This is a genomic window from Vibrio sp. Isolate30 (assembly GCF_022397975.1).
Lineage (GTDB): Bacteria > Pseudomonadota > Gammaproteobacteria > Enterobacterales > Vibrionaceae > Vibrio > Vibrio fortis.
This window is the reverse complement of sequence record NZ_JAKEUS010000001.1, coordinates 1,427,295-1,440,272: the sequence shown is the minus strand read 5'-3', so window position 1 is coordinate 1,440,272 and position 12,978 is coordinate 1,427,295. Positions and strand designations below refer to the sequence as shown.

General features: G+C 44.8%; 11 protein-coding genes. 4 read left to right on the top strand and 7 right to left on the bottom strand.

What is annotated here, in order from left to right:
* Positions 1 to 45: 45 nt before the first annotated feature.
* Positions 46 to 1,281 (bottom strand): OFA family MFS transporter, encoded by a 1,236-nt coding sequence (locus tag L1D60_RS06255; RefSeq protein ID WP_032552300.1) that lies wholly within the window; start codon positions 1,279 to 1,281, stop codon positions 46 to 48.
* A 593-nt stretch (positions 1,282 to 1,874) separates the two neighbouring features.
* Between L1D60_RS06255 and L1D60_RS06250 the strand changes: the two genes are divergently transcribed.
* Positions 1,875 to 2,255 carry an NADH:ubiquinone oxidoreductase gene (locus L1D60_RS06250; RefSeq protein ID WP_239840236.1) on the top strand — a complete coding sequence of 127 codons (381 nt, stop codon included), beginning with the start codon at positions 1,875 to 1,877 and terminating at the stop codon, positions 2,253 to 2,255.
* A 134-nt stretch (positions 2,256 to 2,389) separates the two neighbouring features.
* On the opposite strand, the gene L1D60_RS06245 is transcribed toward L1D60_RS06250, so the two are convergent.
* Complete coding sequence (locus L1D60_RS06245; protein WP_239840235.1) at positions 2,390 to 2,734, bottom strand: YajD family HNH nuclease; 345 nt, start codon at positions 2,732 to 2,734, stop codon at positions 2,390 to 2,392.
* A 274-nt stretch (positions 2,735 to 3,008) separates the two neighbouring features.
* On the opposite strand from L1D60_RS06245, the gene yghU reads away from it, so the two are divergent.
* The 3 genes from yghU to L1D60_RS06230 all read left to right on the top strand — a co-directional run bounded on the left by yghU (position 3,009) and on the right by L1D60_RS06230 (position 9,049).
* Positions 3,009 to 3,866: a glutathione-dependent disulfide-bond oxidoreductase gene (yghU, locus tag L1D60_RS06240; RefSeq protein ID WP_239840234.1), complete on the top strand. Its 858-nt coding sequence runs from the start codon at positions 3,009 to 3,011 to the stop codon at positions 3,864 to 3,866.
* 266 nt (positions 3,867 to 4,132) lie between these two features.
* A complete protein-coding gene (locus tag L1D60_RS06235; protein WP_239840233.1) occupies positions 4,133 to 8,566 on the top strand; it encodes an SslE/AcfD family lipoprotein zinc metalloprotease in 4,434 nt (1,477 codons plus the stop codon).
* A gap of 159 nt (positions 8,567 to 8,725) precedes the next feature.
* On the top strand, positions 8,726 to 9,049 hold the full coding sequence (locus tag L1D60_RS06230) for a DOPA 4,5-dioxygenase family protein (RefSeq protein WP_239840232.1): 324 nt from the start codon (positions 8,726 to 8,728) through the stop codon (positions 9,047 to 9,049).
* A 154-nt stretch (positions 9,050 to 9,203) separates the two neighbouring features.
* Here L1D60_RS06230 and L1D60_RS06225 read toward each other — a convergent pair whose 3' ends face one another.
* The 5 genes from L1D60_RS06225 to L1D60_RS06205 all read right to left on the bottom strand — a co-directional run bounded on the left by L1D60_RS06225 (position 9,204) and on the right by L1D60_RS06205 (position 12,917).
* Complete coding sequence (locus L1D60_RS06225; RefSeq protein ID WP_239840231.1) at positions 9,204 to 9,356, bottom strand: hypothetical protein; 153 nt, start codon at positions 9,354 to 9,356, stop codon at positions 9,204 to 9,206.
* A gap of 85 nt (positions 9,357 to 9,441) precedes the next feature.
* Positions 9,442 to 10,737 carry a HAMP domain-containing sensor histidine kinase gene (locus L1D60_RS06220; protein ID WP_239840230.1) on the bottom strand — a complete coding sequence of 432 codons (1,296 nt, stop codon included), beginning with the start codon at positions 10,735 to 10,737 and terminating at the stop codon, positions 9,442 to 9,444.
* On the bottom strand, positions 10,737 to 11,408 hold the full coding sequence (locus L1D60_RS06215) for a response regulator transcription factor (RefSeq protein WP_239840229.1): 672 nt from the start codon (positions 11,406 to 11,408) through the stop codon (positions 10,737 to 10,739). Before L1D60_RS06215 ends, L1D60_RS06220 begins: the two co-directional genes overlap by 1 nt.
* Positions 11,383 to 12,303, bottom strand: coding sequence for a sterol desaturase family protein (locus tag L1D60_RS06210; RefSeq protein WP_239840228.1), 921 nt, complete (start codon positions 12,301 to 12,303; stop codon positions 11,383 to 11,385). The genes L1D60_RS06215 and L1D60_RS06210 overlap by 26 nt, the downstream gene beginning before the upstream one ends.
* Positions 12,304 to 12,323: 20 nt before the next feature.
* Positions 12,324 to 12,917 carry a hypothetical protein gene (locus tag L1D60_RS06205; RefSeq protein WP_239840227.1) on the bottom strand — a complete coding sequence of 198 codons (594 nt, stop codon included), beginning with the start codon at positions 12,915 to 12,917 and terminating at the stop codon, positions 12,324 to 12,326.
* Positions 12,918 to 12,978: the final 61 nt, after the last annotated feature.

The following is a 12,978-nucleotide window of genomic DNA, read 5'->3' as shown; positions in this document are numbered from 1 at the left end:
CCCTAAGGTTAAGCTCTTTCTTTTCAAATTCAATCTTTTATCAGATTAAGCTTGAGATGCTTTTAGCTCAGCAACTTTAGCTTCAGACATTGGTTTAGTGATGATTGCTAGAACAATACACACTGCCATCATTGCTGCAGAGATAGTGTAAGCAAGGCCGTAGCTGTCGCCGTTAGTCATTGAGTAACCAACAACCGCTGTACCGATTGCACCACCGATACCCCATGCTGTGTATAGTACGCCGTAGTTTGTACCGTAGTTCTTAAGGCCGTAGAACTCTGCAGTTAGAGTTGGGAATACTGCAAGTAGAGTACCGTAACCAACCGCTGCAACCGCTGTACCGATGATTAGCGTGAACTCAGTGTTAAACGTAGCGAATAGAGCCATGTTTGCGCCTTGCAGGATGAATGCAAGTAGAAGAGTACGAACGCCACCGATTTTGTCAGCAAGCATACCAGCAGCAACACGACCGCCTGAGTTAAATACAGCAAGGATAGAAGCAAGGTAAACCGCGTTTGGTAGGTTTGCTTGCGCGCTTGCAATACTTGTGATGTTACCGATGATCATTAGACCAACAGAAGCTGCGAATGCGTACATGATCCATAGAGAGTAGAACTGAGGAGTCTTCAGCATTACTTTCCAAGATAGGTCTTCGCTCTTCTTAACTGCTTTTGGAGCTTGACCAGCTTTTACTTTTGGTTCAGCTGGAGAGTAGCCCGCAGGTGGGTTGTTGATTGTTGCTGCTAGAGGTACTGCAATCGCTAGTACACCAGCACCAAGAATCTTAAAGCTTGTTTGAATACCCATGCTCTCGATAAGAGCTGCAGTTACAGGAGCTAGGTAGATAGCTGCTAGACCGAAACCTGCCGCGATAAGACCGTTAACCATACCTTTCTTAGAAGGGTGGAACCATTTCATTGCAGAAGGAGATAGACAAGCGTAACCGAAGCCGATACCAGCACCCGCTACAACACCAAATGTGATGTTCAGCATTAGTGGAGAAGTCGCAAAGCCAGATGCGATCATACCAAGGCCAGTTAGTGCAGTACCAAGGATAAGGATCTTACGTGGACCCATGCGGTCTTGCAGGATACCAGCAACTAGAAGACAGATAGAGAATGTGATTGTTGCAGTCGCGTATGGTGCTGATGCTTCAGCTGCAGACCATCCTTCACCTTGTAGGGCTTTGTTAAATACACTCCAAGCATACAGGATGCCAAGACAAAGGTTGATACAGAAGCCTGCTAGCAGGATACGTGTAGCTTTATCAATCTTGCTCATTTTTATTCTCGTTTCTGTCATCCATTGAGCGGGTAACTCAAAAGAAAACGGGTTATTGTGATGGTTTATTCAAAATTAGTTTGCGTTTATCAACAGATAGCGCAAAAGAGCGCGGATTATAACCAATAAAAATGTGATTGGAATCTCTTTTTACCCTTTTATCAAAATAAAACTTGAGTTGTTAAAGAACTGTTTTTTCTTGGTGTTGTAGTTGTTGTGAACACCTTTCTTTTTTGTACAAAACGGTCATTCAGCCTTCACTATTCATAGCGTTAACCGAAGCCATTTCTACAGTACCCCTACAAAGCGTGCGACCATCACATCATTGCAATTAATTTTAATTTATTTCGATGGTTAATTTTGTGTAACAAAATAAATCAATTTGACCAATATTGGCCATAAGGCCAGAGGGGACTTAGTTTCTTGAAAAGCTTAATGTTAACCAATTGTTAATATAGGTATTTGCAGACCATTCTGGTTACAATTTGTTCAGTTTTTGGGCTTGTTTTGTGCGAAAAAAGTGGGAAAATAGTACGCAAACTGAGATTCCAAATTTGAAAGGATGCGTTTCTAGTCTACATGAGGCGAGTATTATGAAACTATTTTTAATTCTATTGATGTCGATTACTGGTGGTGTTGCAGCTGCTGATCATATTCATTCTTTCTTGTTCGGCTTCTACATTGCGGCACTAGCTGTAGGTAGTTGCTATTGGTTGGCATTTCGCAGCACGCGTTTCCCACAACTGGCTCTAGTACTATTGCTATGTGGCTTCTTCGCGAAAATTGCGGTAACGGTTATCGGTGTCTCTTGGGGCATCTCGAACGACATTATCCAGTCACCGTTTATCTTCTCGTTGTCTTACCTGTTCTTCTTAGTGGTTGTGTCTTACGTATGGTTCTCTTACCGCGATAAGCTAACACTAAAAAAACGTGAGAAGCAGATTGAAGAGGCTCGCAAACAAGCAGCAGCGTAAATCAGATTCTTCTTTAAAAAGCCTTCTTCGGAAGGCTTTTTTGATCTCGCCAATATTTATTTTGGCACTAGATAAAACAAACCCCAGTATGGCGACATACTGGGGTTTGTTGCGATTGAAGCTTGAAGAACGTATTACTTCTTCATCATCTTTGCAAGATCCGCAAATGGGTTATGTGTCGCGTGTTGGTGATCATCTAGCTGAGCTTTAGCATCAACCCCAAAACGTTCATGGTCGGTGTATTTTGAGTGCTCATGGTCGTGACAATAAAGGCACAGAAGTTCCCAGTTGCTGCCATCTTCAGGATTGTTGGTGTGGTCGTGGTCAACGTGGTGAACGGTTAGCTCACGAAGGTTTGAATACACAAACTCACGAGCACACTTACCACAAACCCAAGGGTAGAGTTTGAGCGCTTTCTCGCGGTAGCCACTTTCTTTTCGTGCATACGCTGCACTTGAACCGTTGTAATCAGACGACATTGTTTGTTTCCTATTTCTTGTATTGAAGCGATGTTATCACAGCTTGTCGCGAGCGATAGGTGAGTGATAGCGAAATCATGACTCTATCGATCAAGATTTGAATGAAGTTTGATTAGGGACAGATTTTTGCCATCAACTATACCCTTAATCGAGTTATGTCATTCTGGAATAAGCCATGCTTAACAGTTTGAAAATAAATCGTATTGAGGGGTTTTAACCGAGAGTGTGTGACCTAATATCAGTGAGTGAGACCCAATATCAATAAGGAAATACTATGTCAGAACAATACACTCCGCCGAAAGTTTGGGTTAACGATACTGCTGGTGGAAATAAATGGGCAAACATCAATAGCCCTGAATCTGGCGCGAGGTTTGAACGTGAGTTGCCAGTTGGCAAACACGATCTGCAACTTTACTCGCTAGGCACTCCGAATGGTCAAAAAGTTACGATTATGCTGGAAGAGCTGCTCGCACAAGGCGTGAAAGAAGCCGAGTACGATGCTTACCTGATCAATATCGGTGAGTCGGATCAGTTCTCTTCTGGTTTTGTTGGGGTTAACCCGAATTCAAAGATCCCAGCGTTGGTTGATAAATCTGGTGACGAAGAAGTCAATGTATTCGAGTCGGCTTCAATTTTAATGCACCTTGCTGAAAAGTTCGGTCACTTCCTACCAAAAGAGGGAGCAGCACGCACTCAAGCGATCAACTGGTTGTTCTGGGCACAAGGCTCAGCACCATTCCTTGGTGGCGGCTTTGGCCACTTCTACGCATACGCGGATGAAAAGCAAGAGTACCCAATTAACCGTTTTGCGATGGAAGCAAAGCGTCAGTTGGATGTTCTTGATAAACAACTCGCAAATAACGAGTTTGTTTCAGGTGACGAGCTGACAATTGCTGATATCGCGATTTGGCCTTGGTATGGCAACTTAGTACTTGGCAATCTGTACGATGCTGCAGAGTTCCTACAAGTGGAGTCGTACACTCACGTTGTACGCTGGGCGAAGCAGCTTGAAGCACGCGAAGGTTTCCAGCGTGGGCGTATTGTAAACCGCTCATGGGGAGAAGAGTGGGAGCAAGTACCAGAGCGCCACTCTGCAGAAGATATTGATGCTGTGCTTAACTTGAAGCCGTAACCTTTACTGCAGTGTAAATATGAAGCTTTGAATTAAATCATCGCATAAGTTTGAGCGCCATATCGTGAAAGCGGTATGGCGTTTTTGTTTTAGGGTCATCAAACCGATGAATTGCAATTGGTAAGGCAAAATAAGGTGATTAAATCTCTTTAATTCATATGTTTATGACTAAATAGGGTTGTGGTTAGGATAAAAAACTATAGTCATCAAGACGGAGTAAATCTCTAAAATAGCGCTCTAATTAAAACTACCGTTAATCATACTCAATGAAAAAAAACTTACTCGCGCTGGCGATACTGTCTGCGTTCCTTTCTGGTTGTAATGACGACTCCACAAGTCACAATGAGAGTCCTGATACAATTCCACCAACCGATATTTTGCCGCCTACAGACATCATTCCACCGACTGACATTATTCCGCCCGCTACGTATGTCGCCTCTTTGTTATCAAGTGGCTCTTTGGTAAAGGGAGACGTGTATTGCAATGGTGTTCAGCTAGAAAATGGTACGTTTGAAATCAAGCAGGGTGTGAGCTTTGGCTGTCATTTGGGACACCTCAACTTGGGTGACTTTACTGCTCCCTTCCCTGAACCATCGGAAAAAGCGATTTCAAACAGTGAATTGACCGTTTCATTTGATTTGACCCATCAGCATGGAGGCGATGTCACTAAGGTTCTTCAATCTATCGATGCTTGTGCAACGGAAAGCGCGATTTGTCTCAATGAGTTGGATGCGTTTGACATTGAAGCCGTGTATTCCCAACTGGATGATTCAGCAGCCGTAGAAGCCTATTTAGCGACTAAGGAAGAAGAAGCTACCGATACTGTTGGTAAAGCGCCAAGCTCTCATGTGGATACAACCATTGTTCCAGCTGTGGATCCAAGTGCTAATAACAACCTCAACTCAGATTTTGTTTCTGCCGACGCAGAATCCAGTTATGCCTACAAACCAAGTCTTGAAGGTAAGGTCTTCACTCAAAGTAAATTGACAGACGCTAACGGCAAAGCCATCTCTGGTATGCATTTCTTTTCAACCAACGCGACGGGCATTACCGATGAACAGGGGCACTTTGAGTACTTATGGGGAGACAAGCTGACATTTGGTATTGATACCTTTGAATTTGGCCACATTACCGGCAACCAAATCTCGTATAAGCTCTCTGATGTGACCGACAATGTGGTGGTTAAAGCCAATATTCAGTCTCTCATTGAGCGTTACGCTGTAGAGCATGCATCTCACTTTGAGATTTCAGAAGAGGTACAGCGCACTTTCTCACAGTACCCGAACGTGATTAACGAATTGATCAACTTGACGCTTCCGAATGGTGGGGCGATTGAAGGTTCAGGTTTCGAGATCCCGAATGAATTTACTGATCAATTTAATCAAGGACTGACAGCAGAAATCGACGATGAGTTGCGACAAACGCCGCTGTTCATGGATTATGTTCGCCAACCTGTGACCTTATCTATGGAATCAGGTCATTATGTTACCGAGTCGCTTCAGCAAATATTCCATAACGTAAACACCTTCCATGTGTTTAATGATAACGGCAGCTTTTACGGTGCTTCGGGATACACGCGTGGCATGCGGGCACTCAACATCTCAAACCGAGCCTTTCCTGTGATGATGCCGAGAACCGATACTAACCGAGAGCTCTCTTTTGGAGAACAGCAAGCTTGGACACGTGAAGGAAGACCTTACATTGCCGAACACCCTCACATTGATATGTTACCAATCCCTCTGGTTTCTGAAGACAATGCAACTTACGGTTTTCCTTTTGTAACCGCAGGGGAGATAGGTAAAGGTAAAGTCGTGTTCATGGGCAACGGTTTATATCCAAGTATTTTGTCGTGTCCAGAAAACTATTGGGCCAATAGATCACTGCATATCGATAGTAACAAGCAGCTGTGTACCGTTTCGGAGATCGAAAACCTACAGCATGATGATCAAGGCAGTATGAGGCTGTTTTTCTCGAACTTATTTGAATGGTTCAATAACGGTTCGTCAATTGCTGGGTTGAATGCCGTTACCAATATTGACCAAGCTTATTCGGCGTATCACCACTCTACAATGGGTAAGCAGTACACCTTTTTTGTGAGTCCGCAATATGGTTTTGCATCAGTTGAAAAGCGGGGTTCTGGTGAATTTGATGGGCTTGATGTGACGACAACACCAATCCTGATTCTTCAGGCATACCCACCTAAGCTGATTCAAGACGGTATGACTAACCAGTTTGTTTCTGATTTAGACAACCCTAATTTGAGTCAAGAAGATATTACCGCGCTTATTAACTACGTAAATAACGGCGGTAACATCCTGTTTATGGACGCAATTCAAACTACGAACCCTGAACCTATTGGGCGTCTAGCTGATGCTGCTGGTGTTTCTTTGGGTGGTGAAAACGTAACACCGACGAATCAAGCTTTCTGTGGTAGCTCGTATTACTGCCAAGCTCCTTATCCCAACTTGCATGTGAAGAGTCAGAAAGAGATGGTGGTTTTGGAGCGTTTCCAAGACAACCAAGGTGAGCCTCCGTTTACCATTAATCAAGATGGTACGGTCGAGTGGATTAAAGATGAGTCCAAGATTAAGTTTGAAATCCCAACTTATGAAGTCGTGAAGCTAGATGCAGAAGGTAAGCCGTCAGTTGATGAGTCTGGATCACCAATAATGGTGACTAAGCAGGCGCGGATATTTGTCGAGACGGACGAAGAGCGTGCTAAAGCGATTAAGGAACTGCAAACAGCCTTTACAGGTACTCCTCTTTGTCGCAATGATTACGAATACGAGTTCAACTGTATCGAAACACGATCTGGGCATGGAATGACAGTACGTGGTGCCTACCAACGTGCAGACTTTGACCGCTACGATGTGAGCAAAAGTGTGGTTGAAAGCATGGTCAAAGCTGCAAACCTTGGTTCAAACTTCACTTCTCTTTACGAGCACGAGATCTATTATCGAACTCAGGGTAAGTCAGGAAAACGCCTATCTAACAGTGAGTTAAATCAGAGTTTCGATAACCTGTCGGTATGGATGTGGAATGACAACGCATACCGTTTTGAGTCAGGTGTGCAAGATGAATTAGGCTTCAAGCAAGCTGTGCAGTTCTTAAACTGCTACACCGATGGCAAACATCAAGCCGATACGGAAGAGGCGCAGTGTCCCGTTGACCTTAAAGCGTCACTTGTCGCAAATGAGATGATTCATAGTGAAGGGGAATTAGCAGGTCAATTGAACCCTAGCTATCCATTGAATTATATGGAAAAACCATTAACGCGTATCATGTTGGGTCGTTCGTATTGGGATCATGACATTGTTGTAGACACGACGTTGTATCCAGGTAGAACTATGGCTGCATCGACAACTGAGACGGTTTCGGTTGTAACAACGGGTCAAGCGGTGACCTATTCAGCAGGAAACAACCAATCAACTGGCTTATGGGCGCCGCAGGCGCAGGAAGTGACCATCAGTGATGGTGTTCCAGCGAGGATCACTGTGATGATGGCAGACGATTTAACCGGTAAGCCAAATCACGAAACAAGTTTAAAACGCCCGCCGAGAATGCAAACCACTTATGCATATGATGGATCGAGCTTGACCTTCAAATCCCCATACGGTGGTCTGATCTACATTCAACCTAAAGAGAATAATGGTGGAGAGGCCCAATTTAACGTTTCGGGCGTAATCAAAGCCGCTTGGTGGAAAGAGGGTCAGTGGCTTAATTCCGTTGAAAATGCTCAGGCTCCGATAGCAGAAGTCGATACGGGTTCGTTTATCTATACCACACCGGTTAAAAATCTACAGTCAACGGATCTACACCAGTTCGCGAAAGAGATGAATCGCTTTGCTGATGCTGCTAGTGATTTTTATGGTCGAGATGAAGAGCAAGTGGGCGGGTTACATCGCCGATTTACGTATGCCGATCTTGAAGCATTTCGTCATCGTTTCGTGAATGATGTTCAGATCTCGATTGGTGCAGCTCACTCCGGTTACCCTGTGATGAACTCGAGTTTTAATCCGGACCGAACCACCATCCCGACCAATCCAATCAATGATTGGCTATTGTGGCACGAAGTTGGGCATAACTTAGCATCTGCACCATTCTTGGCTGAAGGCAGTACGGAAGTTACGAACAACTTATTGGCTCTGTACATGCAAGAGTTAGAGGGACGAAACGACAAACCAGAGATGGATCGTATCAAGACGGATATCAAGAAAGCTCCGAAATGGTTAGAGATGAATAACCAACATGCATGGGCGAATGGTGATGCGGGGATGCGCTTGGTGATGTTTGGACAGTTGAAGATTTGGGCAAAGACGCATTTTGCTATTGACGACTGGTATGCAAAAGGCGCAAACCAATCAAGCGTTTATGGTGAAGACGAAGGCTGGAATATGTTTAAGTTGATGCACCGAAAAGCTCGAGGTGATGACTTTGGGGATGAGGTTCGCAACTATTGTAGTAGTGCAGAAACTGGTCTTACTGGTGGAGATCTCATGATGGTGTGCAGTTCATATGTATCGAATTATGATTTGAGTGACTTCTTTGTTGCTTGGAATATCGGTGAAACCTCAATGACAAATCCGGATGGATCCAAATCGTATAGCGGTGGAATCAGTGCCAATGCATTACGTGTCGTTGAGCAATTAAATCTAGATAAGCCAGAAAAAGGCCCATTAGAGATTGATTCAATCTATTGAAGGTGTTGACGATTATCTAGGGTCTATGAGGGCAGTCTTTGCTTAAATTGGTGGTGTGATTGCATAACACTTTGTATTTAAATAAGAAGATTAGGTGAGCTGTTATTGTTCAACAAAGCAGGTTACACTGCCCTCATCATAATTCTAAAGGACGGTGATATGTACCACGGTCATGTTTATTTTCCTCTGCGATTTGCAGAGCAAGCTGAAACTCTACGTCAAAAAATCCTCTCGGAGCGTAACGATGTGATGGAGGTTTTCCCATTGGTTCAGCGCCTCGTTGGCCCTCATAAAATGCCAATGTTTGAAATCCACTTTGCTAACAAAGAGTCAGGTATTGTGGAGTGGTTAGATCAAGAACGTGGTGATATGTCTGTGCTGATCCACCCAGTAACCGGTGGGGAAGAGACGCTTGATCACACTGTGCGAGCGATTTGGCTTGGCCGAGAGTTAGGTGTCTTTGAAGAGACATTATCAAGCTAGCCTTAATGCAGGATATGTAACAAACACAAAACCCCGATGGTCATTGATCATCGGGGTTTTCTTTTGAGTACTTTAGTTATTCTGCGTCTTTAGGTTTGCCAGTGTCGTTAAATGTGTTGTGATGATTAATGATGCTTTATGTGGCCATGAAAGCCTAACTGCGCCAACTGTTGCCTAACAGCAGAGATACCGCAACTGATGCGCCTAGTGCGATCAATATATTGGTCAGGTTTAATCCCCAAATTGCCACACAAACTGCAACAGTGACGATAGCCCATAATAAGGTTTCTAGTATCCAAGTGCCCATGAGTCGGCTCCTCTATCTGTGTATAGGTGTAGCATACCGATACAAAGGTAACCACTTGGTAACCAGCCAGATTCATTCACTCGAATTACAAGTTATTGAAGCGAACCGTGACGATAAAGGCATCTTGGTGCTGCCTGTGCGCCAACTGCCAACCCTGGCTGTTACAGACACGTTCAACCAATTCTAAACCTATACCGAAAGACGTGTCTCGGTTACTGTCTGCAGCCAAAGTTGGGTCGGGTGAGGTGTTACTGATCTCAAATTCTTGGTCACTTAATCTCATGGTGACTTTACCGTGACCACCATGTTGAAATGCATTTCGGACAAGATTGGTCAGCACGACTTCGAGAAGCTCTTTGGGTTGGTGGATCTCATCACAGCTGACTTGTGTCTCTACCTCGACTTGTTTTTGGGAGAGTAGGTATTGCTGACTATTCACGATCTGCACTAACAAAGGTTTTGTAGGGATCGATTCATACTGGGTCTCAAGGTTACTATTGCGGCTCATCCACAAAAGGGTTATCACAAGAGTCTGCATGCTTTGAACAGATCGCTGAATACGAGCAACCGCGCGCTGGCCACTGTTTGGGATATGTTCAGCAAGGCGTTCTAGCATATCTCCGCTGGCAGAGATGGTGGTGATTGGGGTACGCAATTCATGGCTGGCTGCTCGCAGGAAGAAGCGCTCACGATCATTGGCGCTGCGTTCTCCTTCAACACTACGAATTAACTGCTCGGCTAAGGTCTGAATCTCACTGTAACGAAACTTCTCTAGATGGCTGACGTCATCAAGATCGAGCGTCTTTGACCAAGTTGATAGCGTCAGGATTGGTTTCGTTAGGCGGTAAACGAGCACTCGAATCGACAAGAACACCAATAACAACAAACCACCAATCACCAAAAACGCTGAGTTAAACTGAGAGACTGATTCTGGTGGGCTTAACTCAAATAGCGCCAGATATAGCGCTTCATCGTATTCAGAAACGATGTAGAGGATCTGATCACTACCGGGTACAGGATGCTTGGCCGCATAAAGATACTTCCCATAATCTTGATATGAGTTGGAAGTCGGGTTTATGTAGGCTTCATAGATTTCGTCGGCTTGAAAATCCTGCCACGAGAATGCTTGCTGAAACTTGGCTGGGATTTGAGAGGGCTCAAGGAATACCTGAAAGGTTGGATTGTCACTACGAGGCGCTTCTCCCGTGGTGAGGTAGTGTTGCTCTGCTGCTTTTAACTCATACAGGAAGCCGTATTTGGCGCTCTCGTTGATGCCAATATGATAACTCTGAGAAACCATCAAGCCGTAAGCCGCCGTGAGTAGCAGTAAAAGACCAAACAGATAAAGATAGATGTCTCTCTTGATGCTGACGCGTTTCATTATGCTTCCTCTCGCAATGCCACTCCGACGCCGTGCACAGTATGAATTAGCTTTGAATCAAAAGGGGCGTCAACCACTTGTCTTAGCTTAAATAGCTGGGCCTTAAAGCTGTCTGGGGTTGGTAGTTCGTCCTCCCAAGCCTCTTCTAATTTTGCACGAGCCACCACATTGGGGCTGTTTTTGACTAGCGTTACCAGCATACGCCAGCACACAGGGGAGAGCTTTAATGGCTCTCCACTGCGAGTGGCTTGATGGGTATTAAGGTTCACCTCAACGTTAACGGCACAAAGGGTAGAGACCACCCCTTGTGAGCGGCGCACTAACGCCATTAAACGTACCTTTAGTTCTTCCATCGCGAAAGGTTTGACGAGATAGTCATCGGAACCCACATCGAAGCCCGCGATTTTGTCTTCTAAGGTGTCTCTGGCTGTTAACATTAAGATCGGTGTCGTGATTCCTTGCGCTCTCAGTGATTGGCAAACATCAAGCCCATCCATTTTCGGCATATTAATGTCGGTGAGAATCAAGTCGTAGCTACCGCTTAGCGCGAGATTCAACCCTGCCATTCCGTTGTAGGCAAAGTCGAACTCGAAGCCATCGAGTTCCATGTAATCAGCAATGGCTTCAGCTAGATCACTGTCATCTTCAATCAAAAGTGCGTGAATGGTCATGGGTTTCCTTTCTTGATTCTCGTTCTCTCCTCCAAGCCCATATTGGTGGTTGTACCAAGAGTTGTAAGCGGTACGTCCAATTTGGTGCGTGCCACATTTGGCTGAGGAGTTTTCCGTAACCGTGGAAGTATACTTTTAATGGGTTCACCGAATTGATTCTTGGGAAAACGCCATAGCTTACGGTTTCTTCTTCTCTCGCAAAGGTACCAAACATGCGATCCCAGATGATCAAGATACCAGCGTAGTTTTTGTCGAGGTATTGCTTGTTGGTCGCATGGTGAACCCTGTGGTGAGAGGGCGTATTGAACACTGCTTCGATAGGTCGTGGCAACTTCTTCACCGTCTCTGTGTGAAGTAGCGTTTGATAAAGCTGAACAAACGTCTCGCACATCAACACAACAAACGGGTTGAATCCAAGCAGAATCAACGGCAAGTGGAAGAAGAATGGGAAAAACCAATCCAGCGGCCCAAAACGGTATGCCACGGAGATATTAAAGTAGGGGGAACTGTGGTGCACCGAGTGTGTTCCCCACGCGAACCCATTGCTGTGCAAGAAGCGATGCTCCCAGTAATAGGCAAGATCCGCCAAGATCAAACAACCTAAAATCGTCCAACCTGTGATGGGTAGCTGAGTCAAACTAAAATTTTCATAAGCGAAAACAAAGGCACCTACGTAGGCAAGGCCTATGAAAAACACGATCACTAATAAGAAAAATAGAGTGACGAAGTTAGTCAGGCTGTCACCTAACATGTTCCAAGAGAGTTTCTTTTTGAATGCATAGCGAATCAATTCAAATATAAACAACGCCAGAGCGACGATGACAAAGTTATCATCGACCCAAGTTTCGGTGAATATGATTTGGCCTTCACTAAAGATCTGAGACAGAAATTCCATGACGATTATCCTTGTTGGTTCTATTTATAGTAGACATAGAGTTCACTGGAATCAGGCAGCCCGTGCTGATTTAGATAGTGGCGTTCGAGTACGGCCTTCACTTCGCGTCGAAAATCTATCATCTCCCAAGCGTTTGTTAGCTCCGTATCATCATGTTGCCCTTTATTCAGCAGCGTTACGGCTTGTTTGATGCTTGGAAAATTCGCATTAGGCTTCGCATCAGACGTCGCGTTTTGTACAAAGCCGACGGTGACTTTAGCTTCGCTGAAATCTTTAGTGATATCTTGGTAAAGAACAATCACTTCATTGCCTACAACATTCGGCGTACTTAAGTTCGGATTATTGTTGGATTCAACCTGCTCATAAAAGAGCGCCCAGACTTGCGGGACCGAATCGAGCGCAACTGTCTTGGTTACCCCAATAATAGAACCTGCTTTTGTCATATCGGTCTTGTCGTTAGACGCTGTAATGAGTGCCGCGCTGGCGTTAGTGTTTTCACTGGCGTCGGCATTGGTTTGAGTCTTTGCGTCTGCAATCGCAGGTTGGGTATGTAGAGCTGCCCAAATCGCGCCGGTAATGGCCGTTGTTGTGAGTATTGAAGCGAACAGTTTCATTGTCACTCTCCCTGTTTGTTATTGGATATTGAGAATAGCGAGTGTGCATTCTCGTGTTGAT

Bases quoted from the DNA above. Each gene is read 5' to 3' on its own strand.
- L1D60_RS06220 (WP_239840230.1), bottom strand. From the start codon at position 10,737: ATGAAACGCGTCAGCATCAAGAGAGACATCTATCTTTATCTGTTTGGT.
- L1D60_RS06205 (WP_239840227.1), bottom strand. From the start codon at position 12,917: ATGAAACTGTTCGCTTCAATACTCACAACAACGGCCATTACCGGCGCG.
- yghU (WP_239840234.1), top strand. From the start codon at position 3,009: ATGTCAGAACAATACACTCCGCCGAAAGTTTGGGTTAACGATACTGCT.
- L1D60_RS06230 (WP_239840232.1), top strand. From the start codon at position 8,726: ATGTACCACGGTCATGTTTATTTTCCTCTGCGATTTGCAGAGCAAGCT.
- L1D60_RS06255 (WP_032552300.1), bottom strand. From the start codon at position 1,281: ATGAGCAAGATTGATAAAGCTACACGTATCCTGCTAGCAGGCTTCTGT.
- L1D60_RS06245 (WP_239840235.1), bottom strand. From the start codon at position 2,734: ATGTCGTCTGATTACAACGGTTCAAGTGCAGCGTATGCACGAAAAGAA.
- L1D60_RS06225 (WP_239840231.1), bottom strand. From the start codon at position 9,356: ATGGGCACTTGGATACTAGAAACCTTATTATGGGCTATCGTCACTGTT.
- L1D60_RS06235 (WP_239840233.1), top strand. From the start codon at position 4,133: ATGAAAAAAAACTTACTCGCGCTGGCGATACTGTCTGCGTTCCTTTCT.
- L1D60_RS06210 (WP_239840228.1), bottom strand. From the start codon at position 12,303: ATGGAATTTCTGTCTCAGATCTTTAGTGAAGGCCAAATCATATTCACC.
- L1D60_RS06250 (WP_239840236.1), top strand. From the start codon at position 1,875: ATGAAACTATTTTTAATTCTATTGATGTCGATTACTGGTGGTGTTGCA.
- L1D60_RS06215 (WP_239840229.1), bottom strand. From the start codon at position 11,408: ATGACCATTCACGCACTTTTGATTGAAGATGACAGTGATCTAGCTGAA.